Origin of the sequence: Mycobacterium avium subsp. avium, assembly GCF_009741445.1 — a bacterium.
GTDB classification, from domain to species: domain Bacteria; phylum Actinomycetota; class Actinomycetes; order Mycobacteriales; family Mycobacteriaceae; genus Mycobacterium; species Mycobacterium avium.
Map to the genome: position 1 here is coordinate 2417465 of NZ_CP046507.1, position 22019 is coordinate 2439483.

General features: G+C 68.7%; 23 protein-coding genes. 14 read left to right on the forward strand and 9 right to left on the reverse strand.

Going from position 1 to position 22019, the window contains the following annotated elements; all coding sequences use genetic code 11:
• Positions 1 to 40 precede the first annotated feature (40 nt).
• The 5 genes from MAA44156_RS11310 (at position 41) to MAA44156_RS11330 (ending at position 4811) form a co-directional block, all read left to right on the forward strand.
• Positions 41 to 1186, forward strand: a complete 1146-nt coding sequence (locus MAA44156_RS11310; RefSeq protein ID WP_009976379.1) for a glycosyltransferase — start codon at positions 41 to 43, stop codon at positions 1184 to 1186.
• A 158-nt stretch (positions 1187 to 1344) separates the two neighbouring features.
• Complete coding sequence (locus MAA44156_RS11315) at positions 1345 to 2199, forward strand: sulfurtransferase (RefSeq protein WP_009976377.1); 855 nt, start codon at positions 1345 to 1347, stop codon at positions 2197 to 2199.
• A gap of 173 nt (positions 2200 to 2372) precedes the next feature.
• Complete coding sequence (locus MAA44156_RS11320) at positions 2373 to 3101, forward strand: sulfite exporter TauE/SafE family protein (RefSeq protein ID WP_009976375.1); 729 nt, start codon at positions 2373 to 2375, stop codon at positions 3099 to 3101.
• 157 nt (positions 3102 to 3258) lie between these two features.
• Positions 3259 to 3777 (forward strand): lipoprotein LpqH, encoded by a 519-nt coding sequence (locus tag MAA44156_RS11325; RefSeq protein ID WP_009976374.1) that lies wholly within the window; start codon positions 3259 to 3261, stop codon positions 3775 to 3777.
• Positions 3778 to 3821: 44 nt separating this feature from the next.
• Positions 3822 to 4811, forward strand: coding sequence for an alpha/beta fold hydrolase (locus MAA44156_RS11330; RefSeq protein ID WP_009976372.1), 990 nt, complete (start codon positions 3822 to 3824; stop codon positions 4809 to 4811).
• 124 nt (positions 4812 to 4935) lie between these two features.
• On the opposite strand, the gene MAA44156_RS11335 is transcribed toward MAA44156_RS11330, so the two are convergent.
• Both MAA44156_RS11335 and MAA44156_RS11340 read right to left on the reverse strand, forming a co-directional pair.
• Positions 4936 to 6144, reverse strand: coding sequence for a cytochrome P450 (locus tag MAA44156_RS11335; protein WP_009976371.1), 1209 nt, complete (start codon positions 6142 to 6144; stop codon positions 4936 to 4938).
• Positions 6145 to 6180: 36 nt separating this feature from the next.
• Positions 6181 to 6840 carry a TetR/AcrR family transcriptional regulator gene (locus tag MAA44156_RS11340; protein ID WP_009976369.1) on the reverse strand — a complete coding sequence of 220 codons (660 nt, stop codon included), beginning with the start codon at positions 6838 to 6840 and terminating at the stop codon, positions 6181 to 6183.
• Positions 6841 to 7030: 190 nt separating this feature from the next.
• Between MAA44156_RS11340 and MAA44156_RS11345 the strand changes: the two genes are divergently transcribed.
• On the forward strand, positions 7031 to 7816 hold the full coding sequence (locus MAA44156_RS11345; protein ID WP_009976367.1) for a spirocyclase AveC family protein: 786 nt from the start codon (positions 7031 to 7033) through the stop codon (positions 7814 to 7816).
• 92 nt (positions 7817 to 7908) lie between these two features.
• Here MAA44156_RS11345 and MAA44156_RS11350 read toward each other — a convergent pair whose 3' ends face one another.
• The gene (locus MAA44156_RS11350; protein ID WP_003872424.1) at positions 7909 to 8886 is read right to left on the reverse strand and encodes an LLM class flavin-dependent oxidoreductase; all 978 of its coding nucleotides are present in this window, start codon (positions 8884 to 8886) and stop codon (positions 7909 to 7911) included.
• A 209-nt stretch (positions 8887 to 9095) separates the two neighbouring features.
• Here MAA44156_RS11350 and MAA44156_RS11355 point away from each other — a divergent pair, with 209 nt between their 5' ends.
• Positions 9096 to 10244, forward strand: coding sequence for a MalY/PatB family protein (locus MAA44156_RS11355; protein ID WP_263423776.1), 1149 nt, complete (start codon positions 9096 to 9098; stop codon positions 10242 to 10244).
• A gap of 14 nt (positions 10245 to 10258) precedes the next feature.
• Here MAA44156_RS11355 and MAA44156_RS11360 read toward each other — a convergent pair whose 3' ends face one another.
• A complete protein-coding gene (locus MAA44156_RS11360) occupies positions 10259 to 10987 on the reverse strand; it encodes a DUF2652 domain-containing protein (protein ID WP_003872426.1) in 729 nt (242 codons plus the stop codon).
• A gap of 113 nt (positions 10988 to 11100) precedes the next feature.
• Here MAA44156_RS11360 and MAA44156_RS11365 point away from each other — a divergent pair, with 113 nt between their 5' ends.
• A complete protein-coding gene (locus MAA44156_RS11365) occupies positions 11101 to 12006 on the forward strand; it encodes a haloalkane dehalogenase (protein ID WP_003872427.1) in 906 nt (301 codons plus the stop codon).
• Positions 12007 to 12082: 76 nt separating this feature from the next.
• Here the strand turns inward: MAA44156_RS11365 and MAA44156_RS11370 are convergent, their stop codons facing one another.
• Positions 12083 to 12811 (reverse strand): 3'(2'),5'-bisphosphate nucleotidase CysQ, encoded by a 729-nt coding sequence (locus tag MAA44156_RS11370; protein WP_003872428.1) that lies wholly within the window; start codon positions 12809 to 12811, stop codon positions 12083 to 12085.
• A gap of 162 nt (positions 12812 to 12973) precedes the next feature.
• On the opposite strand from MAA44156_RS11370, the gene MAA44156_RS11375 reads away from it, so the two are divergent.
• Positions 12974 to 13528, forward strand: a complete 555-nt coding sequence (locus MAA44156_RS11375; RefSeq protein WP_003872429.1) for a hypothetical protein — start codon at positions 12974 to 12976, stop codon at positions 13526 to 13528.
• Positions 13529 to 13535: 7 nt separating this feature from the next.
• Here MAA44156_RS11375 and MAA44156_RS11380 read toward each other — a convergent pair whose 3' ends face one another.
• Positions 13536 to 14711, reverse strand: a complete 1176-nt coding sequence (locus MAA44156_RS11380; RefSeq protein ID WP_009976361.1) for a thiolase family protein — start codon at positions 14709 to 14711, stop codon at positions 13536 to 13538.
• Between the two features lie 206 nt (positions 14712 to 14917).
• Between MAA44156_RS11380 and MAA44156_RS11385 the strand changes: the two genes are divergently transcribed.
• A complete protein-coding gene (locus MAA44156_RS11385) occupies positions 14918 to 15310 on the forward strand; it encodes a DoxX family protein (protein ID WP_009976360.1) in 393 nt (130 codons plus the stop codon).
• A 53-nt stretch (positions 15311 to 15363) separates the two neighbouring features.
• On the forward strand, positions 15364 to 16260 hold the full coding sequence (locus MAA44156_RS11390) for a DMT family transporter (RefSeq protein WP_009976359.1): 897 nt from the start codon (positions 15364 to 15366) through the stop codon (positions 16258 to 16260).
• Here MAA44156_RS11390 and MAA44156_RS11395 read toward each other — a convergent pair whose 3' ends face one another.
• Positions 16261 to 16620: a bleomycin resistance protein gene (locus tag MAA44156_RS11395; RefSeq protein WP_009976358.1), complete on the reverse strand. Its 360-nt coding sequence runs from the start codon at positions 16618 to 16620 to the stop codon at positions 16261 to 16263.
• Between the two features lie 140 nt (positions 16621 to 16760).
• Here MAA44156_RS11395 and MAA44156_RS11400 point away from each other — a divergent pair, with 140 nt between their 5' ends.
• The 3 genes from MAA44156_RS11400 (at position 16761) to MAA44156_RS11410 (ending at position 20647) form a co-directional block, all read left to right on the forward strand.
• Entirely contained in the window at positions 16761 to 17504 is a 744-nt protein-coding gene (locus MAA44156_RS11400; protein WP_011724610.1) for a sensor domain-containing protein, read from the forward strand.
• Positions 17505 to 17672: 168 nt separating this feature from the next.
• Positions 17673 to 18995: a magnesium transporter MgtE N-terminal domain-containing protein gene (locus tag MAA44156_RS11405; RefSeq protein ID WP_009976356.1), complete on the forward strand. Its 1323-nt coding sequence runs from the start codon at positions 17673 to 17675 to the stop codon at positions 18993 to 18995.
• Positions 18992 to 20647 (forward strand): NRAMP family divalent metal transporter, encoded by a 1656-nt coding sequence (locus MAA44156_RS11410; RefSeq protein ID WP_009976355.1) that lies wholly within the window; start codon positions 18992 to 18994, stop codon positions 20645 to 20647. The genes MAA44156_RS11405 and MAA44156_RS11410 overlap by 4 nt, the downstream gene beginning before the upstream one ends.
• Here MAA44156_RS11410 and MAA44156_RS11415 read toward each other — a convergent pair.
• On the reverse strand, positions 20637 to 21662 hold the full coding sequence (locus MAA44156_RS11415) for a TIGR03617 family F420-dependent LLM class oxidoreductase (RefSeq protein ID WP_011724609.1): 1026 nt from the start codon (positions 21660 to 21662) through the stop codon (positions 20637 to 20639). The two genes, MAA44156_RS11410 and MAA44156_RS11415, sit on opposite strands and share 11 nt — an antisense overlap.
• A 100-nt stretch (positions 21663 to 21762) precedes the next feature.
• Entirely contained in the window at positions 21763 to 21978 is a 216-nt protein-coding gene (locus MAA44156_RS11420) for a hypothetical protein (RefSeq protein WP_009976351.1), read from the reverse strand.
• Between the last annotated feature and the right edge of the window lie 41 nt (positions 21979 to 22019).

Consider the following 22019-nt stretch of genomic DNA (forward strand, 5'->3'; position numbering starts at 1 on the left):
GCATTGAGGAGTGCACACGCGCGCCGCGTGTCCTCACGGTATGCGTGTCGTACAGGTCGCCAATTTCTATGGCCCTCGCTCCGGCGGCCTTCGCACCGCGGTCGACCGACTGGGCGCCGAATACTGCGCCCACGGCCACGAGGTCTTCCTGATCGTTCCGGGGCAGCGCACCGAGCGTGCCCGGCTGTACACCGGCGTGGTGCGAATCACCTTGCCCGCCCGACTGATTCCCTTCACCGGCGGCTACCGCGCGGTGCTGCCGGGCCCGGTCAAGGCGCTGCTGGAAGCGTTGCGGCCCGACGCACTGGAGGTGTCCGACCGGCTCACCCTGCGATCGCTGGGCCGCTGGGGCCGCGACCACGGCGTCACGACGGTGATGATCTCTCACGAGCGGCTGGATCGCCTTGTGGGGCAGGTACTTCCGCGACGGGCAGCGCAGAAGTTCGCCGACTTGGCCAACGCCCGCACCGCCGCCGACTACGACACCGTGGTGTGCACCACGGGCTTTGCGCGTGAGGAATTCGACCGCATCGGCGCCGGCAACACCGTCACCGTCCCGCTGGGGGTGGACCTGCAGACGTTTCATCCGCGGCACCACTCGCAGCTGGTGCGCCGCCGCTGGGCGGCGCCGACCCAGCTGCTGCTGGTCCATTGCGGCCGGCTGTCGGTGGAAAAGCGCGTCGACCGCAGCATCGACGCGCTCGGCGAGCTGTGCCACGCCGGTGTCGACGCGCGGCTGGTGGTGGTGAGCGAGGGCCCGCTGCGGGCCAGGCTGCAGCGGCAGGCCGCCCGGCTCCCGGTCGACTTCACCGGTTTCGTCTCCGATCGCACCACCGTGGCCCAGCTGCTCGCCTCGGCCGATGTGACGCTGGCCCCGGGACCGCACGAGACGTTCGGGCTGGCCGCGCTGGAGTCGCTGGCGTGCGGCACGCCGGCCGTGGTCTCGCGCACGTCGGCGCTGACCGAGATCGTCACCCCGGACAGCGGCGCATCGGCCGCCAACGACCCGGCCGCCATCGCGCGAGCGGTCAGCGCCATCGTCAGCCGGCCCGAGCGGCAGCGCCGCATTTCCGCGCGGCGCCGCGCCGAGGACTTCACCTGGCACCGGGCCGCCGCCGGCATGCTGGCGTCGTTGCGGGCACCGGTTTTCGACGATCCGGGCGGGCACTCCGAACAAACCGCCTGACCTGGCGCGGCGCGGCCGCGTCGCTCGCCGTGTGTGCGCCACCCGTTGCTCCTGTCGGCGGCCCCCGTCACCCGGGCCTTTTCGCCGCGCCGCTCGGGCGGGCGCTGGTTTGCCCGACCGCGCTGGTTAGTCTCGCTACAGACGACAAGGAGGATCCGGTGGGGGCACGCGATCAGGTATTGATCACCGCGACCGAGTTGGCCGACGTCATCGAGGCCGGAGACCCGGTGAGCATCCTGGACGTGCGGTGGAGGCTCGACGAGCCCGACGGCCGCGCGGCCTACCTGCAGGGCCACCTTCCCGGCGCGGTGTACGTCTCGCTCGAGGACGAGCTCAGCGACCACACGGTGTCCGGGCGGGGCCGTCACCCGCTGCCGTCGGGACCCAGCCTGCAGGCGGCCGCCCGCCGATGGGGCATCCGGCAGGACACACCGGTGGTGGTCTACGACGACTGGAACCGCGCCGGCTCCGCGCGCGCCTGGTGGCTGCTGCGCGCGGCCGGGCTGGACAACGTCCGCATTCTGGACGGCGGGCTGGCCGCCTGGCGGGCGACCGGCGGCCGACTCGAGTCCGGGCCGGTCGAACCAGCGCCCGGGAATGTGACTGTGCCGCATGATGATTTGCATTCCGGCAACCGTCCGACCGTGACGACCGAGCAGGTGGCCGCGGGCGCCGCCACACTCATCGACGCCCGGGCGCCGGAACGCTACCGCGGCGAGGTGGAACCGCTCGATCCCGTCGCCGGGCACATTCCCGGCGCCGAGAATCTGCCCAGCGGCGACGTTTTGGCGGCCGACGGCACCTTCCTCGACGACGACGCGCTCGCCCGGGTGTTCGCCGAGCACCGAATCGAGCGGCACGGCGCGGTGGCCGCCTACTGCGGCTCGGGCGTCACCGCCACCGTGACGATCGCCGCGCTCGCGGCGGTGGGCCGAACGGCGGCGCTGTACCCGGGATCGTGGTCGGAGTGGTGCGCGGACCCGGCCCGCCCGGTGGAACGCGGCGGCGCGTAGGCGGCTGCACCACCTGTTAGCCTGTTCCCGACAGCGCCTAGGGTTCCGGCACCACACGGTGTGACTGGTCCGAGCGGCGCCACCGCCTTCCCCGACGGAAGGCGGTCATCTGAACGGACAAAAGCCTGGAGGACCCCCGCCGGTGCGCCGCGTGCCGGCGAGAAGGTCCTGCCATGGTGGCTCTCGCCGTCCTCTTTCTCATCGCCCTGGCCGCCGGAGCGCTCGGCGGGCTGGTGGGCACCGGCTCGTCCCTGGTGCTGCTGCCAGCGCTGGTCATGATGTACGGGCCGCGAATTACGGTGCCCGTCATGGGGATTGCGGCGGTGATGGCGAACGTCGCGCGGGTTGCCGCGTGGTGGCGGCAGATTCGCTGGCGGCCGGTCCTTGCCTATGCGCTGCCGGGGACTCCTGCCGTCGTGCTCGGCGCGAACACCCTGCTGAGCATCCCGCAGGCGGTGGTCGACGGGCTGCTGGGGGTGTTTTTCCTCGCGATGATCCCGGTACGCAGGGTTGCGCTGGCCCGCCGGTGGCGGATTCGGCTGCGGCATTTGGCCGTCGCGGGCGTCGTCGTCGGCTTCCTCACCGGTCTGGTCCTGTCGACGGGCCCGCTGAGCGTGCCCGTGTTCACCGGATACGGGCTGTCCGGCGGCGCGTTCCTCGGGTCGGAGGCCGTCAGCGCCTTGCTGCTCTACATCGGCAAAATCGGCACCTTCAGCCAGCTGGGCGCGCTCAGCTTCGCCGTGGTGACCCGCGGGCTGGTGATCGGCACCGCCTTGATGATCGGGCCCTTCGTCGCGCGTCCGCTCGTGCGCCGAACCGATCAGCGGCATTATGCGCTCCTGATTGACGGCGTGCTCCTCGTCGCCGCCGCCGGCATGTTCATCGCGACCGCGACACACTGAGATAACGAACAACCCTGTGCGGGATAGGCTTTCGCGTCGTGAACACGGGCGCGTTCAACGCCCGTTCGCCCGACCGCCGCACGCCATGATCGGCTGGGCGTCCCGGCGGTAACGATCGGGCTTTATAGTCCTGATGACGTCTAGCGGAGGGCCGACAATGAGGAACCTGAACGATCGGCGCCGGGTCGTCGGCGCCGCGACCGCGCTCGGTGTGCTGGCGTTGGGGGCCGGGCTGCCCGGATGTTCCGGCAAGAACGGCCACCCGGCTGCCACCCCGAGTTCCACCGCCGCGTTGGCAAGCACCACCGTGATGATCGACGGGAACAAGCACACCATGATCGCCGGCGTCGACTGCACCAGCGCAGCAGCACAACCGAATGCGTCGCCGCCGGAATCGGGAGACCTCACCACCCGCATCAGCGTGCACGACGACTCGGCGTCGGTCTCCCTCGCGGTCTCCGACGAACAACCGCCCACCGTCGATGGCTTCGCGATTTCGCTCAAGCTGGACAACGGCCAATATCAATTGCCGTACCAGGGAACCAAATCGCCGACTCAGGTGCAGGCAACCAAGGACGGCAAGAGCTACACGGTCACCGGCACCGGCCAGGCGACCACACCCGGCCAAAGCGGGACGCGCGACGTGACGTTCGGGATCCACGTCACCTGCCCGTGAGAACGGTGGTTGTCCGCCGCGACGGCCTCTGAGATGCTGACTGCTTGGACATTTTCGCGCAGTGGCAAGGCGGCGGCACCGAACTTCGTTGGCGCTCGACCACCGCGGCCAACGACGGCAGGGAAGTCGGGGTGTTCAGCCGCCGTTGCGGCACCCCGGGTGCGCCCGCATTGGTGTTGGTGCACGGCTTTCCGACGTCGAGCATCGACTACTTCGCCTTGGCCGGCGAGCTGAGCCGTGACTTCGACATCCACCTGCTCGACTTCCCCGGCTACGGACTGTCCGACAAACCGCCCGAGCCGTACGTGTATTCGCTGTACGACGACGCCCGTCTGCTCGTCCACGCCATCACCGAGGTGTGGCGACTGTCCGACTACCGCATGCTGACCCACGACCGCGGCAGCAGTGTCGGCATGATCGCGTCGGGCATGCTGGCCGCGCTCGACCCGCCGGCCGCACCCGTCGACCTGATCCTGACCAACGCCAACATCTACCTTCCGCTGGCCAACCTCACCGCGTTTCAGAGCGCGCTGCTCGATCCCTCGACCGCGCGGGCCACCGCGGCCGCGACCACACCCGAGCTGCTGGCGGCCGGAATGGGCGCCAGCACGTTCATGCCGCGGCGGACGCTGGACGACCCGGAGATCGCCGCCCTGGCGAAATGCTTCGCCCACAACGACGGAATCCGGGTGCTGCCTGACACCATTCAATATCTCAACGAGCGCGCCGCCGACGAAACCCGTTGGCTGGAAGCGCTTTCCACCAGCGATGTGGACACCACCATGGTGTGGGGACTGCACGACAACGTCGCGCCGCTGCGCGTCCCCAACCACGTATGGCAGACGTATCTGAAGACGAAGCCGGGCCGCAACCGCTACTGGGTGATCCCCGGCGCCGACCACTATCTGCAGTGCGACGCCCCCGCGCAATTGGCCGAGATCGTGCGCCTGACCGCCCGCGGCGAGGACGTGCCGCTGCAAACCCTGGGAGATCGGCCCGACGGCGCGGTGTTGGTGGACGGCGGCGCCAGCTAGCCGCCGCGCGTCACGCTAGCGTGACAGTCGACCTCGCGCGTCACGCTGGCGTGACAGTCGACCTCGCGCGTCACGCTGGCGTGACGGTCGACCTCGAGCGTCACGCTGGCGTGACAGTCGAGGGCTAACCACCGGTGACGACCGGCAGCCGCGCCCACCCGCGCACGCTCGCGGTGCGCGCGCGCTCGGCGTTGGCGTAGTCGACTTCCCAGTCCCGCCAGCGTTTGAGCACCTCTTCGAAAGCCACCCGCGCCTCCATTCGGGCCAGCGCCGAACCGAGGCAGAAATGCAGGCCCTGGCCGAAGCTGAGGTGGCCTCCCCCTTGCCGGTGAATGTCGTAGCGGTCGGGATCGGTGAAGCGGCGCGGGTCGCGGTTCGCAGAACCGTTGAGCAGCAACATGAACGACCCTTCCGGGACGACGCGGCCGTAGTGCTCGGCGTCCCGCGCCACGTAACGCGCCTGCACCGGAGACGGCGGTTCGAAGCGCAGCGTCTCCTCGACCGCCCCGGGGATCAGCGACGGGTCGGCGGCGAGTTCGCGTCGTTGATCCGGGTGGTCGGAGAGCAGCTGTCCCATGAAACCGATCAGCCGCGCGGTGGTCTCGTTGCCGGCGCCGGCGATCATCGCGGTGTAGGCCAGCACCTCGGTGCGCGACAGCGGGCGCCGGGTGCCGTCGGGTTCGTCGATCTCGGCTCGGAGCAGCTCGGTCATCAGATCGTCGGAGGGATGATCGGCCCGCCACTCGATGTATTCGGCGAACAACGCGATCGAGTTGGCGAACACGTTCGCGTCCACCGCGGCGGGGTCACTGTCGCGGGACAACTCGATGTTGGCGACGCTGCGGTCCCGGATCTTCTCCTGGTCTTCCTCGGGGATGCCCAGCAGGTAGCCGATGGTGCGCATCGGCATCATCGCCCCCAGATCCCTGATGAAATCGAAGCCGCCGGCGCCCACCAGCGGGTCCAGCTCACGGACACAGAATCCGCGCACCAGGTCCTCCACGGCCAGCATCCGCCGCGGGGTGAAGACGCGCGACAGCAGGCGGCGGTGCAGGTCGTGCAGCGGCGGGTCCTCGAACAGCAGAATGCCCGGCGGCACTTCGACATTGGAGAACAGGATGTCGGCGGTGGTGCCCCGCCCGGATTGGTAGGTCTGCCAGTTCGGCAATTCGCGTGCCACGTCTTCGTAGCGGCTCAGCGCGTAGAAGTTGTACTTCTCGTTGTAGTACAGCGGCGCTTCTTCGCGCATGCGCTGCCACACTGGGTACGGGTTGTCGTCGATGTCAGAATCGAAAGGGTCGTAGTACAACTCGATCGCGCTGGTGCCTGTCATAACCAATTCCTCTGGTGCGGTGGCGAATTGAACGGATCAGCCGTTTCTGTGCAGGAAGCCGTGCAGGATGGCCTGGATGAGCTCGTCGACGATGACTTCCCGGGACGGCGGCTCGGCGCCGAAGTAGGTGGACCGCAACGCCGCCATGCCCGCGATCATCGCCACCGTCGAATGCGCCGGCAGGTCGGGATGGTCGGACCGCAGGCCCCGCAGATGCATGCCCTCGGCGCTGATCCGGCCCAGCGTCGTGATTGCCCGCCTGACCTCGGCGATGCCGGCGTCGGCCTTCTCCTCCTCGCTCAACGCCTCGGACGCCATCAGCGTCAACAGCAGACCCTGGTGCTCGACGAACACGTCGTAGAGCTGCCCGACGAACCGCCGGGCCAGCTCCTCCTCGTCGGTCTGCTCGGGGACCACAGCCTGCCAGGTGCGGCCGAATTCGTCGACGAAATCGGTGAACGGCAGCACCAGCGCCTCGCGGAACAGCGCCGCCTTGGAACCGAAGTGGCGGAACAGCAGATGCTCGGTTACCCCTGCGGCCTGGGCGATTTCGCGTGTCGTGGTGCTTCGGTAGTCCTGCCGGGCAAAGCGGGCCCGGGCCGTGTCGAGCAGCAGCTGGCGCGGCGCGCCGCGGGGCCGGCGGATCGAGGCCGGCGCCGCTGCCGCGCCGCGCCTGGTGGATGGCCGCTGGGCCACGTGGTTGTCCTCTCGTCGATGGTTGACTTTAGGATAGTGTGCACTATCTAATGAGTCGAGCTCGGATCGGAAGGGGTGCGGCCGTGGGTGCTGTCATCATGCTCGGCACATTGTTCGGATTGATCGTGTTGATCTTCGGGCTGGTGCTGCGCTTCGACCCGCAAGCCCGCCGGAGCCGCCAGGCTGACCGATGAGCTCGCAGATGACGCCGGTGATGCAGGCGGCCAGTGATTTCGCGCTGATCGGCGGCATTGGGTTCACCGCGTTCGGCATCTACCTGAGCGTTCGCCGGCGCCGCCTGCATCCGCTTCTGCTGCTGTGCATTTCGGCGATGTCGTTCTCCTGGATCGAGGCGCCCTACGACTGGGCGATGTACGCACAGTTCCCGCCGGCGATCCCCCGGATGCCGTCGTGGTGGCCGCTGAACATGACCTGGGGCGGGCTGCCGTTGTTCGTTCCGATCGGCTACATCTCCTACTTCGTGCTGCCGGCGGTGACGGGCACCGCCCTCGGGCGCTGGCTGAGCGCGCGCTTCGGCTGGCGCAGGCCCCAGACGCTGTTGGTCGTGGGCCTTGTCGTCGGCTTCTGCTGGGCGCTGTTCTTCAATGGATTCCTGGGCGCCAAGCTCGGGGTCTTCTATTACGGCCGGGTGATTCCGGGGCTGGCGATCCGCGAGGGCACCGTGCACCAGTACCCGCTCTACGACTCGGTTGCGATGGCCATCCAGATGATGCTCTTCACCTACCTGTTGGGTCGCACTGACGCGCAGGGACGCAACGTCATCGAGATGTGGGCCGAGCACCGGTCGAAGAGCCGGGTCGGTGCGTCGGTCCTGTCCGTGGTCGCCGTGGTCGTCATCGGAAATGCGCTCTACGGCGCGGTTTTCGCGCCGCACCTGGTGACGAAGCTGGGCGGTTGGGTGACCGCGGGTCCGACGGGCGAGCTGTTCCCGGGAGTGCCGAACCAGCCCCGCTAGCCCGCGAGCGTCGAGTTGTTGCGCCGAAATCGCTTATTTTCCACCATAACTCGACGCTCGGCGGTAAGGGGGCGTGACGCTCGGCGGTATAGCTAATGGCCGAGCGCCTCGGGCAGTACGACCTCGCCCACGCGCTTGAGGTACGGCCAGGCGATGTCCGGCGGCAGTCCCCCGCACAGTGGCGACAGGTTGAGCACCTGCCCGGCCTTCACCCGCGAAATCGCCTCGGGCACCGAGATGATCACGTGCGAGGTCCCCGTCTCACGCAGCTCGTCGATGGTGTTGACGTGGCTGAAGCCCGCCGTCGTCTCGTCCCCGGGATTCCATGCGGCGTAGGTCCGCACGTCGTGCAGCAGGTGCTCGCCGATCTCCTTCCACGCCTGATCCACGTCCTCGGCGACGAACACCACCGAGGGCGTGTTGCGGTCGGGGAACATCGTCGGGCCGGGCGGGTGGCCGTGCTCGCGGCAGGCCTCTTCGTAGGCCTCCTGGATGCCCGGCGCGTTCGCGTTGCCCAGCATGCCCAGGCCGTACCGGCCGGCCCGACGGGCGGCGGCGATCGTGCCCCCACCCCACATCAGCCCCGGCCCGCCGGGAGTCAGCGGGCGGGGCGTCACGGTGATCCGCCGCCCGTCTTCGACGACGGTTTCACCGGCCAGCAGTCGGCGCAGCAGCGCGAGTTTCTCGTCGCAGAGGCGTCCGCGTTTCTTGATCGGCACACCGAAATGCTCGAACTCCTCGGGCCGGTAGCCCAGCGCCAGGATGTAGGAGGCCCGCCCGTTGCTGATGATGTCGAGCACGGCCATGTCCTCGGCCAGCCGCACGGGTTCGTAGAACGGCAGGATCAAGATCAGGCTCAGCGCCAGCCGCTGCGTCCGCGCGGCCACCGCGGAGGCCAGCAGGAACGGCGACGGCAGGTAGCCGTCCTCGGAGCCGTGGTGTTCACACAGCACGGCGGCCAGGCCGCCGTGCTCCTCGGCCCAGGCCGCCATTTCGGGCGCCGCGGCGTACAGATCGGCTGGGGGCGCGGCCCATTCGGGATCACGCATGTCGAAGCGCAGTGTGTACACGGCGAACTCCTAGCTGGCCTAATGTCTGCGACGTACGTTACACGTTCAGTCGAAGGCGTAAAGCGGCAGCGTGGTCGGGATCTCCAGCGAGCACGGCAGCCCGGGTACGGCCGCGACCACGTTCGCCCACTCAACTGCCTTAATCTGCCCGAGTGACGTTTAACCCGTTCGAGGAACTCACGCTGGACCAACTGCGGCTTCGCACCAGCATGAAATGGCGCGCCCATCCCGCCGACGTGCTGCCGCTGTGGGTCGCCGAGATGGACGTCAAACTGGCGCCGACGGTGGCGCAGGCGCTGCGAACGGCGATCGACCACGGCGACACCGGCTACCCCTGCGGCACCGCGTTCGCCGAGGCGGTGAGCGAATTCGCGGCGCGGCGTTGGCAGTGGCACGACCTCGACGTGAGCCGCACCGCGCTGGTTCCCGACGTCATGCTCGGCGCCGTCGAGGTGCTGCGCCTGGTCACCGACCCGGGCGACGCCGTCGTCGTCAACCCGCCGGTGTACGCGCCGTTCTACGCATTCGTGTCGCACGACGGCCGCCGGGTCGTCGAGGCACCACTGGACGACGGCGGCCGAATTGACTTGGGCGCGTTGGAAGAAGCGTTCGCACACGCCCGCGCCGGGAACACGGCGAAGGTCGCCTACCTGTTGTGCAATCCGCACAACCCGACCGGGTCGGTGCACACCGCCGCGGAGCTGCGCGGAGTTGCCGAGCTCGCCCGCCGGTTCGGCGTGCGCGTGGTATCGGACGAGATCCACGCGCCGGTGATCTTGCCGGGATCGCGATTCACCCCCTTCCTGACCGTGGCCGGGGCGGAGAACGCCTTCGCGCTGACCTCGGCGTCCAAGGCCTGGAACCTGTCCGGACTGAAGGCGGCCCTGGCCATCGCCGGACCGGAGGCGGCGGCCGACCTGAACCGGATGCCGGAGGAGGTCAGTCACGGGCCCAGCCATCTCGGCGTCATCGCCCACACCGAGGCATTCCGCAGCGGTGACGGATGGCTGGACGCCACGCTGCAGGGCCTGGACCAGAACCGCGCGTTGCTGGGCGAGCTGGTGGCCGAACATCTTCCGGGCGTGAAATATCAATGGCCGCAAGGCACTTACCTCGCGTGGCTGGACTGCCGAGAGCTGGGCTTCGCCGAGGACGCCGCACAGGGTCTGGCCGTGGTCGCCGACCTGTCCGGGCCCGCGCGCTGGTTCCTCGAGCACGCCCGGGTGGCGCTGAGCTCCGGCCACGTGTTCGGAACCGGCGGGGCGGGACACCTGCGACTGAACTTTGCCACCTCGCGCGCGATCCTCACCGAGGCGCTGTCGCGCATGGGCCGCGCGCTGGCCGCCCGGTCCGGCTAGCTGTCCCGCCCGCGCTACGCGGGAATCTCCTCCCCGCCCCGGCCCAAGTTGCGGAACCCTTCCGCGGGCTCCTTCATGCCCAGGGTGAACGGCAGCGAGTTGAACTCGAACCTCATGGTCGCGCCGAGCCGACGCAGCAAACTGCGCTGCGGCTCGGTGACCGGAACCCGCACTTCCGCCAAGTCGATGTAGTACGTCGGCGTTTCGCCGATCCCTTCGAACACGTGCACCAGCGGCATGCACAGCGCGCGCATCGGCTCGTCGAGGCAGTCCACGACCGGATCGGTCATCAGCACGTATTCCGCAACCGGCACCAGGTTTTTCAGCATTCGATGCACCAGAATGACGTCGAATCCGGCCAGTTCGACGTGCCGCTTCACCCGCTGATCGGCCACCTCGCCGACGTGAACCACGAATTTGAGCGACAGCTGCTCCAGCTGGGCGCAGCTCGCGCACTGGCAGGCGATGTCGTTTTTCATCCGCTCGCGCCGCTGCAGGAACGACGTGCGCATCCGCGACAGCCGCTCGCAGACCACCACTTTGGCGCTGCTGTCCGGCGCCCAGAAGAACGCGGCATCGCCCTCGAGCTTGGCCAGCTTCAGGCCCTTGCCCGCGTTGATCACCGACTCCAGCAGTCCCGCGACGGTCAGCTGGGCATGCGCGAGATGCGTCCGGTTCCACTGCATGTAATGCGTGTAACCGCCGATGTCGGCGATGAGCAGCACCGCGCGCCGAATTGCCATGAAGAGGCCAGTTTAGTGGCCGCAACGGTGTAGCTCAACGAATCTGCTACTAGACGAATGCCCGTCGGCGAGAGAGGCTAGCAGAGGTGCCGGTTCACGCCGAGGAGCTGAATATGCATGTGCTGCGAACCCCGGACTCCCGATTCGAAAACCTGGAGGACTACCCGTTCGTGGCGCACTATCTGGACGTCACCGCGCGCGACACCCGGCCGCTTCGCATGCACTACCTGGACGAGGGGCCGATCGACGGGCCACCGATCGTGCTGCTGCACGGCGAGCCCACCTGGAGCTACCTGTACCGCACCATGATCACGCCGCTGACCGACGCCGGAAACCGGGTGCTGGCACCCGACTTGATCGGCTTCGGCCGGTCGGACAAGCCCAGCCGGATCGAGGACTACTCCTACCAGCGGCACGTGGACTGGGTGGTCTCCTGGTTCGAACACCTCAACCTCAGCGACGTCACGCTGTTCGTGCAGGACTGGGGATCGTTGATCGGGCTGCGCATCGCCGCCGAGCAGCCCGACCGGGTGGGACGGCTGGTGGTGGCCAACGGCTTTCTTCCCACCGCGCAGCGACGCACCCCGCCCGCCTTCTACGCGTGGCGAGCCTTCGCGCGCTACTCCCCCGTGCTGCCCGCCGGCCGCATCGTCAGCGTCGGGACCGTCCGCCGGGTGTCGTCCAAGGTGCGTGCCGGCTACGACGCGCCCTTCCCCGACAAGACGTATCAGGCCGGGGCGCGGGCCTTTCCGCAGCTGGTGCCCACCTCGCCGGCCGATCCCGCGATTCCGGCCAACCGCAAGGCGTGGGAAGCCCTCGGCCGCTGGGAAAAACCGTTCCTGGCCATCTTCGGCGCCCGCGACCCCATCCTCGGCCACGCGGACAGCCCGCTGATCAAGCACATTCCGGGCGCCGCGGGCCAACCGCACGCCCGCATCAACGCCAGTCACTTCATTCAGGAGGACCGCGGACCTGAACTGGCCGAACGCATCCTGTCCTGGCAGCAGGCGTTGCTCTGAGCGCAGAGTCGCGGCCTTTGCCCAGGCCCGCGTCCTAGCGCGAAAGACCAAGCGCGCCAGCGACTCTCGAGGACCGTCAGCGGGTGACCGCGAGGACGGCGTCGGCCAGCTCGGGACGGCAGACCACCAGATCGGGCAGCTTCGGGTCGGGTTGGTTGTAGGCCAGCGTCGACCCGTCGATGCGCGACGTGTGCAATCCGGCGGCCCGCGCCACCGCAACGGGCGCGGCCGAGTCCCATTCGAACTGGCCGCCGGCGTGCACGTACACGTCGGAGAGCCCTTGGACGACCGAGGCCACTTTGGCGCCGGCCGAACCCATTTCCACCAGAACACCGTCCAACGCGTCCCGCACGTTCAACGCGATGGCGGGCGGGCGGGTGCGCGACACCACGATGCGCGGCTTGCCCGGCGCGACGGGGGGTGACGCGACCTCGGGGGTCGCGAACGTGACGCCCTGCGCCGGCAGTGCCACCGCGCCGGCCACCAGCTCGCCGGCCTCCCAGAGCGCGACGTGCACCGCCCAGTCGTCGCGGCCGAGCTCGGAGAACTCCCGCGTGCCGTCCAGCGGGTCGACGATCCAGACCCGCTCGGAGCGCAATCGCACCGGGTCGTCGGCGCCTTCCTCGGACAGCACCGCATCGCCGGGCCGTTCGGCAGCCAGCGCCTCGATCAGAAAATCGTGGGATCGCTTGTCCCCCGCCGCTTTCCGCTCGCTTGCCGGAGCGTCGGCGAACTCGTCCCGAACCCCCAGCAGCAGCCGACCGGCCTCGGTGGCCAACCGCGCGGCCAGCTCATGGTCATTCATGCGAAATCCTCAATATGTTGGTAGCGATGACCAACTTTACCCTCTGATTCCCCGTCGGCGCGGACCGCCCCAGACCCGATTTTCGCCCCGTAATCTGGTGACGTGAGCGGCAACGTTCCTTTGTCCAGGCGGTCGCGGCACATCTCGCGGGGGCGACTCATCGTGATCGGCATCGTGGCCGCGGTGCTGATCGGTGTGCTCACCGCCGTGGGGATGCAGCTGGATCGGGGCGATCACGGCGCGACGGCGCCCGCCGCCGGACCGCCGCCGACGCCGGAGAGCTACGCGATCCCGGGCTGTTACAACCCGTCGGTCCTGCCGGTCGAGCGTCCCAAGAAACTCAACGTGCTGGGTTGCGCCAGTGTGGCCGTTGCGCTGCAGGACATGTCGTGGAGTTCCTGGGGGCCGCAGGGCGCCGACGGCACCGGGACGGCGGTGTTCAAACTCTGCGATCCCAACTGCGCGACCGGATCTCAGCTGACCGAGCCGGTGGTGGTGCACGCGTGGAACCCGCAGCCGCCGCGCCGGGAGGCCATCTGCCAGGCGGGCCTGAAGATCTTCGCGGACATGATCCTGGCCTTCCCCAAGGACGTGCCGCCGCCGGACGTGCAGAAGATGAACACCCAGTACCACGGGATGCCCGCGGTGCACTTCGCGAACTACTCGAGCGGCGATACCCGCGGCACCCAGTTCATCGGCTACACGTTCTGCAACTGAGGCCCGGCTAGACCTCGATGACGACCGCGCCGCCCTGGCCGCCACCGGCGCACATCGCCGCCACGCCGATACCGCCACCGCGGCGGGCCAATTCGTAGGTCAACGTGGTCACCATGCGTGCGCCGGAGGCCGCGATGGGGTGGCCGAGGCTGCAGCCGCTGCCGGAGAAGTTCACCTTCTCCTCATCGAGACCGTATTCCCGGCACGCCGCGATGGGCACGGACGCGAACGCCTCGTTGATCTCCCACAGCGCCACGTCGTCGGGCGACAACCCGGCCCGCTGCAGGACCTTGCCGATCACCTTGACCGCGCCCAGGCCACAGTCGCGCGGCGGCACGCCCGCGGCGGCCCACGCCCGCACCGTGCCCATCACATTGAGCTTTTCGGCTTCGGCGTACTCCCGGTCGACCAGCGCGACCGCCGCGGCGGCGTCGTTGGTGCCGCTGCTGTTGCCCGCGGTGATCGAGAAGCCCTCGATTTCGGGGTGCAACACCTTCAGGCCGGCGAGCTTCTCGACCGTGGTGTCGCGGCGCGGATGCTCGTCGACGGCGAACTCGGTGACCGAACCGTCCGCCTGGGTGATCTTGAGTGGCAGGATCTCGTCGACGAACTTGCCGGCGTCGATGGCCGCGATGGCGCGCTGGTGCGAGCGGGCCGCCCAGGCGTCCATTTCCTCGCGGGTGATGCCGACCGTCTTGGCGGTGTTCCAGCCGACGGTGATGGACATGTCCCGGGTGGGCGCGTCCGGCGCCTCGACGTGGGTCGGCGGCATCCAGCGTTCCTCGAACTTGAGCTCGGGGCCCGGGATGCGCCAGTTGACCAGCGGCGTCATCGACAACGACTGCACGCCGCCGGCGATCAGCACCCGCTCCATGCCGGATCCGATCTGGGCCGCGGCGTTGCCGATCGCGGTGAGGCTGCCCGCGCAGTGCCGGTTCACCGACTGGCCGGGAATGTCCTCCAGGCCGGTGGCTGCCGCCGCGTAACGCGCGAGATCGCCACCGCCGTAATGGGATTCGGCGAAGATGATGTCGTCTATCGCGGCGGGGTCGACACCGGAGCGACGTATCACCTCGGGAAGCACCGCGGTGATCAGCGTCTCGGGCGGGGTGTTGACGAGCGTCCCCTTGAAGGAACGGCCGATCGCCGTTCGAACGGCTCCGACGATTACGGGTGTACCCATGTTCTCAACCTCGAACGGTCTGGCAGCGGTCAGTCGCGGCGAATCGTATCAAATACTGTATAGACAATAGTATTGGCCTAAGTTCGGTGTGGGCCGGTCTGTGACCGCGCTAACAATTAAACGGTTAGTACACGCGGTCGCGACACCCATGCCGATCGCGGCTTACCGGTGGCCGCAGCGCCCGGGGCGCGGGACACAATGGGTCCATGACAACCAGATCAGCCGCTGCCCGTGACGCCACCGAGCTGGCGGCCTACCGCGTCGCGGCCATGCTGCTCGGGGTGGGCACCCTGCACTTCCTGGCGCCCAAACCGTTCGACTCCATCATTCCCGCCGAACTGCCCGGCAGCCCAAGGCTCTACACCTACGGCTCGGGGGTGGCCGAGCTGACGGTCGGGGCGCTGCTGGTGCCGCGACGCACCCGACGGGCCGCCGCGCTGGCCGCCGCGATCCTGTTCGTCGGCGTCTTTCCGGGCAACCTGAACATGGTCCGGTTGTGGTGGGACAAGCCGTGGCCGATGCGGATCGCCGCGCTGGCCCGGCTGCCGCTGCAGATTCCGATGATCACCACGGCGCTCAGGATTCGGCGCAACAGCTGAGGCTCGGCGCGAAGACTCGGGTTGCGGGTGTCGATACACACGGAAGAGAGCTAGTGGGCAGAACGGACATCGCGACGGTGCTCGCGGTCGCGGCCGCCCTCATGGTGGGTGCGGGCGACGTCGCCCAACAGCAATCGGCTCAGCAGGTCACGGATCAACCGGTCGGCACCGTCGCGCTGTTTCGCCGACTGCTGCGGGACCGGCGCTGGTGGACCGGAAGCCTGGTGGCCGCCGGCGGATTCGGCTTTCAGGCCGCAGCGCTGGGTTTCGGCTCGGTGGTATTGGTGCAGGCGCTGTTGGTGACGTCGTTGCTGTTCGCCCTGCTGATCAGCGCGCGGGTGAACCGCCGCAGAATCACTGGGCGGCAAGCGGTTTGGGCGCTACTGCTGGCCGCCGCCGTCGCGGTGGTGGTCACGGTGGGCGACCCGCAGGAGGGAACCCCGCGGGGATCGCTGCAGACGTGGACGATCGTGGCACTGGTCATGGGGCCGGCGCTGATTGGGTGCGTGCTCGGCGCACGCCTGTATCCCGGCCCGGTCGCCGCGTTGTTGCTCGGCCTGATGTCCGGTTCGCTGTGGGGCCTGTTTGCGGTGCTGACCAAGGGCGTGGTCGACCAACTCGACCGCGGCATCCCGGCATTGCTGCGCACACCCGAGCTGTATGTGTGGGTGCTGCTGGCCATCGCGGCCACCGCCTGGGAGCAGTCGGCGTTCCGGGCCGGCCCGCTGACGGCGTCGCTTCCGGCGGTGACCGTCGCCGAGCCGATCATCGGGTCGGTGCTCGGCGTCACCGTGCTCGGTGAAACGTTGCGGACCAACGGCATTGGCCTGTTGGCACTGGGCATCTCGGTGGCGGTGATGGCGGCCGCGACGGTGGCGCTGGCCCGCAGCCAGGCCGCATCGGCCCCAACAGCTGACGAAATTCCGCCGTTCTCAACGGAAAAGACGTGATCAGCTGCGCGGCGAGCCGACCCGGTGCGCGGTGCCGTCGGGGTCCACGTAGGCGAATTCGCGCAAACCGTACGGTGTGTCGTGCGGAGCCAACAGGCGCCCGCCGAGGTTGTCCAACGCCGCCCACTCCGCATACAGGGCGTCGGCGTCACTGACGTAGAAGTAGACGCTGGCGGCCGTGCACGACGGGTCGTGCTCGTCCCATTCGGTCAGGTGGATCGACACCGATCCGCGGTCGGCGAAACCGTACCGCTCGGGGCCCTGGTATGCCCGCGCGTCGAATCCGAGCCGGCGATAGCGGTCCAGGGCGACATCGAGGTCTCGGACCGGGACGATCGGCGATACCGAGGTGAACTGCACAACAGACACCCGGCGAACATAGCCCGTGGTTCAGCATCGTCCAACCGGGCGCAGCTGTCGCGAATTCGCAGTTGGCACCGTCCTGCTGTCGTAAGCTCCGAAAAATGGGGAGCCGACTCGCGCGGGAAGGGCACTGAACTGTGCGCCGATTAGCCGCAACACTCGCCGCCGCCGGAATGCTCGTCGCCGGCTGCGGCGCCGGCAATCACGGCGCCGCCTCCTCGTCGACGGCCACCGGCAGCACGGCCTCACCCAAGACGCCGCTGGCTCGGGGCGCGCTGCCCGACCTGATGCTCAGCCCCAACGACATCGACACCGCGCTGGGCGTGACCGGGACGACGAGCGATCCCCCGTTCACCGCCCTCGGAGAAGACCCCGTCCGGCGCACCGATTACACATTCCCCGCCGAATGCAAATACACCACGCACGCCGGCCTGGCATCCGAATACGCCGGCAGCGGCAGCACCGCGGTCTACGGCTACCACGATCTGGCGCCCACCCCCGCGGGCGCCAATCAACTGGAAAGCCCTGAGGTGTACCAATTTGTCGTGCTGTTTCCCTCCCCCGAGCAGGCGAGCGCCTTCCTGTCCGCCTCGTCTGCGCGTTGGCCCGCGTGCGCCAATCGCCAGGACACGGTTCCCGCCGACGGCACCAACCCGGAACTGCGTTGGAAGGTGGGGCCGGTAACCAACGCCAACGGGATGCTGAGCAGCCAGGTGACCGTGACCGTCAACGGCAACGGCGTGAACGTGACGATGCCCTGTCAGCGTGCGCTGACCGCCCGCAACAACATCGTCATCGACGTCGACGCGTGCCGCAAAGATGTCGGCGACCTCGGCATCGACATTGCCAAACAGATCGCCGGAAAGGTCGACAAACAGTAGCGGCGACCCCAATAGCCTTCTGCCGTTTACCTATTGGTGGTAGCCATCCACCGCGACCGCGGCGTACGCTCTGGCGGCCCGGCCACATTGACGCGGTAGCCGCCAGCACGGCCTGGATTCGGGGTAGGTTGTCGGCGGGTTCGGTCGTACCGCCTTGAGGAGGGATACGTGGGCACATCGGAGGACAAGGCCCCCGGGCAGCCGGTCATCCATCTCTCGCAACTGCTGCGGGCGCCGGTGCTGGCGCGCTCGGGCGAAACGGTGGGCCGGGTCGAGGACGTGATCGTGCGGCTGCGCGGAGCCGACGAGTACCCGCTGGTGACCGGGATCGTGGCCGGCGTCGGCGGGCGGCGGGTGTTCGTCGGCGACAAATCGATTCACGAATACTCCGCGGATCGAGTCCTGTTGACCAAGAACAAGATTGACCTTCGCGGCTTCGAACGCCGGGAAGGCGAGGTGTTGTTGCGCACCGACGTGTTGGGCCACCGGCTGATCGACGTGGCCACCGTCGAGCTGGTGCGCGCCTACGACATCGAACTCGAGCAGACCGCCGCCGGCTGGATGGTCGCCCGGCTGGACACCCGCCGTCCGCCCCGGTTGTTCGGGCTGATCAAGCACTCCGGGGGCCACGCGTCGCGCGACTGGAAGGCGTTCGAGCCGCTGATCGGCCACGCCCGCTCCGATGCGGTGCGCCGGCTTTCGGACCGGTTCGGCGAGCTCAAGGCCGCCGAGATCGCGGACCTGCTGGAAGAAGCCGACAAGGCCGAGGGCGGCGAGATCCTGGACCGGGTGCACAGCGACCCCGAACTGGAAGCCGACGTCTTCGAAGAGCTGGACCCGGAGAAGGCCAGCCGGCTGCTCGACGAGATGCCCGATGACGAGGTCGCCGCGTTGCTGGGGCGGATGCGCGCCGACGACGCCGCCGACGCGATCGTCGATCTGCGCCAGTCGCGGCGCCGCCGCGTGCTCGACCTGATGCCCGCCCCGCAACGCACCAAGGTCATCACGTTGATGGGTTTCAACCCCGAAAGCGCCGGCGGGCTGATGAACGTCGACTCGGTCTCCTGCGCGGCCAGCGCCACGGCGGCCGAGGCGCTGGCGTTGATCGCCTCCTCGCACAGCATTCAGCCCGAGGCGCTGATCAAGGTGCACGTGCTCGACGAGGACCGCCGGCTCGACGGCGTCGTTTCGGTGATCACCCTGCTACAGGTCGATCCCTCCGAAACCCTTGAGCGGCTGATGGATTCCGATCCGGTGCGGGTCAACGCCGACGCCGACCTGACCGACATCGCGTTGCTGATGGCCGATTTCAACCTCTACTCGATCCCCGTCGTCGACGAGCAGGACCACCTGCTCGGCGTGGTGACCGTCGACGACGTGCTGGAGGCCACCATCCCCGAAGACTGGCGCCGCCGAGAGCCCGCGCCCCGCCCGATTCGCGAAATCACCACCGCTGAGGACCGCCCGCTGCCCGGAGGTAACGCACCGTGAGCTCAGGCGGCGAGAACACCCGCCGCGCCGAGCCGGTGGAACCCCGGGGCACGGCAGTGCTCGACAGCGCGCATTTGGGCGACATCGAGGGCGCGTTCGGCCGCATCCGGGTCGGCGAGACCGAACACGCCCGAACCTGGAAGACACGGCTGCTGACCCTGCTCGCCATCGTCGGCCCGGGCATCATCGTGATGGTCGGCGACAACGACGCGGGCGGGGTGGCCACCTACGCCCAAGCCGGCCAGAACTACGGCTACTCGCTGCTGTGGGTGTTGCTGCTGCTGGTACCCGTGCTCATCGTCAACCAGGAGATGGTGGTGCGCCTCGGCGCGGTCACCGGGGTGGGGCACGCGCGGCTGATCAACGAGCGCTTCGGCCGGGGCTGGGGCTGGTTCTCGGTCGGCGACCTGTTCTTGCTCAATTTCTTGACCATCGTCACCGAGTTCATCGGCATCAGCCTGGCCGCCGAGTACATCGGCGTCTCGAAATACGTTGTGGTGCCGGTGTCGGCGGTGGCACTGGTAGCGATCATGGCCAGCGGCAGCTTCCGCCGGTGGGAGCGGGCCATGTTCATTTTCATCGCGATCACCCTGCTGCAGATCCCCATGCTGCTGATGTCGCACCCGCAGTGGGGACGCGCCGCGAAGTCCTTTGTGGTGCCCAGCATTTCGGGTGGGGTCAGCTCGGACGCGGTGCTGCTGATCATCGCCATCGTGGGCACCACGGTGGCGCCGTGGCAGTTGTTCTTCCAGCAGTCCAATGTGGTCGACAAGCGCATCACGCCCCGGTTCATGGGTTACGAGCGCGCGGACACCGTGTTGGGCGCGTTCGTCGTGGTGATCGGCGCCGCGGCGCTGGTGATGACCGGTGACTGGGCAGCCCGCTCCACCGACACCGTGGGTGGCTTCACCGACGCCGGCGCGACCGCGCACCTGCTGGGCCAACACCGTCAGGTGCTCGGCTCGATCTTCGCCATCGTGCTGATGGACGCCTCGATCATCGGCGCCGCCGCGGTCACCCTGGCCACCAGCTACGCCTTCGGTGACGTGTTCGGGCTGAAGCATTCGCTGCATCGCGGCTTCGCCGACGCCAAACAGTTCTATCTGTCCTACACCGCGATGGTGGTGGTGGCCGCGGCCATCGTGCTGATCCCGGGCGCTCCGCTGGGGTTGATCACCACCGCGGTGCAGGCCCTCGCCGGTCTGCTGCTGCCCAGCGCCAGCGTCTTTCTGCTGTTGCTGTGCAATGACCGAGAAGTGTTGGGGCCGTGGGTCAATCGCGCCTGGCTGAACTGGGTCGCCGGATTGATCGTCGGCACTTTGCTGCTGCTGTCCGGGATCTTGATGGCCACCACCTTGTTCCCCGACCTCAACGTCGTCGCCGTCGCCGGCTATCTGACGCTGGCGTTGATCATCCTGGCGGCCGGTGCGGCCCCGGTGCTGCGCTGGCTGGCCCGTCGTCAGCCCGCGCGACCCGGCCCGCGGCTTCCGGCGCGCGGCGTCGACCGCAGCACCTGGCGGATGCCGCCGCTGACGCTGCTCGAGCCGGTCACCTGGTCGCCCGGAACCCGGCTGGCGATGATCGCCCTGCGCGGCTACCTGGTCGTCGGCGCGTTGCTGCTGGTGGTCAAGGCGATTCAGCTCAGCCGCTGACCGCGTGCTGTATCCGGCGGGCCACCTCGCCGTACCGCTCGAAGCGCTCCGGGTCAGCCGCCGAGTTGTACATGACCAGACGTGTTGCGGTGCCGGAGTATTTCTCGATCAGCGCGTCGGCCAACCCGTCCCACGTCGACTCGGTGGCGAAGACGGCGATGTGGTCGTCGCTGACCTGGGCGGCCATCCCGGCGTAGTCGCCGGCCTTCTGCTTCTCGCGGATGCGGGCGGTGGTGCCCTCGAACCCGGCTTCGTCCCAGATGAACGCGTAGTTCGGCGTGCTGCCGTAGAAGGCCATGCTGGCCCGCACGGCTTCGCGCTGTTGGTCGCGCTCCTCGTCGCTGTCCCCGACGATCGTCATTACCGGCACGATGATCGCGATGTCCGACGGTGAGCGTCCCGCCTTGGCCGCGCCCTCGGCGACCGTCGGCAGGACGTGACGGGCGAGGTAGCCCGGTTCGCCGATCGGATGGACGTGCACGCCGTCGGCCACTTCGCCCGCCATCCGCAGCATCCACGGATTCACCGCCGCGATATCGACTTTGGGGTCGGGCGCGTCGATGGGTCCCGGGCTCCACTGCGGGGTGATGAAGTCGAGGTCGTAGAAGTCGCCGTGGTGCTCGAGCGTGCCGGACCGAAACGCCGCGAAGCACGCCTTGACGGCGAGCAGGTAGTCGCGCAGCCGGGGGCCGGGCCGCTCGAAGGCCGCGCCGTAGCGCCGGACCACGTGGGTACGCACCTGGGTACCCAACCCCAGCCGGAAGCGGCCCTTGGTGGCTTCCTGCAGTTCCCACGCCACCGCGGCGGTGACGAAGGGGCTGCGCGGGAATGCCACCGCGACGCCGGTGGACAGCTCGAGCCCGGGCGCGGCCTGCGACGCCACGGCGGCGTTCAGGTAGGCGGTGCGGCCCGTCTCGGTGAACAACAGCCCGGAGAACCCGGCGGATTGGGTTCGCCGGGCCAGGTCGCCGATCTGGCCGAGCGGCTGCGGAACGGTCATCGCGTCGACGTGCATGGTGGGAGCGTACGCGGCACGTCACGGCCGTCTCGCGACGGCGGCGGTGGGTCACCCAATCAGGTTGGCGCCCATCATGTTCGGTCTCCGGGAGCCGGATTCAGCGCCGTTCGGGCCGTCGACTCACCGGGGCGGTGAAGCCCTCGGTGTCATCGAAGAACGCCCACTGCCCGTCGTCGTTGACCTCCATCCGCCAACCCAGCTCGGTGCTGCCGCCGACCGAGTGGACGAACCAGGCGTGTGCGGCCTCGGCGTCGGCGAAATTCTGCGTCGCGACCACCCGCCCGTGCGGGTCGATCACGCGGAACTCGGCCATGGGACTTAAAGTATCCCTGCCCGGCGCTTTTCAATCCCCGA

Excerpts from the sequence above, each read along its gene's own strand:
- MAA44156_RS11310 (WP_009976379.1), top strand. The coding sequence starts at position 41 with ATGCGTGTCGTACAGGTCGCCAATTTCTATGGCCCTCGCTCCGGCGGC.
- MAA44156_RS11320 (WP_009976375.1), top strand. The coding sequence starts at position 2,373 with ATGGTGGCTCTCGCCGTCCTCTTTCTCATCGCCCTGGCCGCCGGAGCG.
- MAA44156_RS11325 (WP_009976374.1), top strand. The coding sequence starts at position 3,259 with ATGAGGAACCTGAACGATCGGCGCCGGGTCGTCGGCGCCGCGACCGCG.
- MAA44156_RS11335 (WP_009976371.1), bottom strand. The coding sequence starts at position 6,144 with ATGACAGGCACCAGCGCGATCGAGTTGTACTACGACCCTTTCGATTCT.
- MAA44156_RS11345 (WP_009976367.1), top strand. The coding sequence starts at position 7,031 with ATGAGCTCGCAGATGACGCCGGTGATGCAGGCGGCCAGTGATTTCGCG.
- MAA44156_RS11355 (WP_263423776.1), top strand. The coding sequence starts at position 9,096 with ATGAAATGGCGCGCCCATCCCGCCGACGTGCTGCCGCTGTGGGTCGCC.
- MAA44156_RS11360 (WP_003872426.1), bottom strand. The coding sequence starts at position 10,987 with ATGGCAATTCGGCGCGCGGTGCTGCTCATCGCCGACATCGGCGGTTAC.
- MAA44156_RS11365 (WP_003872427.1), top strand. The coding sequence starts at position 11,101 with ATGCATGTGCTGCGAACCCCGGACTCCCGATTCGAAAACCTGGAGGAC.
- MAA44156_RS11370 (WP_003872428.1), bottom strand. The coding sequence starts at position 12,811 with ATGAATGACCATGAGCTGGCCGCGCGGTTGGCCACCGAGGCCGGTCGG.
- MAA44156_RS11380 (WP_009976361.1), bottom strand. The coding sequence starts at position 14,711 with ATGGGTACACCCGTAATCGTCGGAGCCGTTCGAACGGCGATCGGCCGT.
- MAA44156_RS11385 (WP_009976360.1), top strand. The coding sequence starts at position 14,918 with ATGACAACCAGATCAGCCGCTGCCCGTGACGCCACCGAGCTGGCGGCC.
- MAA44156_RS11415 (WP_011724609.1), bottom strand. The coding sequence starts at position 21,662 with ATGCACGTCGACGCGATGACCGTTCCGCAGCCGCTCGGCCAGATCGGC.
- MAA44156_RS11420 (WP_009976351.1), bottom strand. The coding sequence starts at position 21,978 with ATGGCCGAGTTCCGCGTGATCGACCCGCACGGGCGGGTGGTCGCGACG.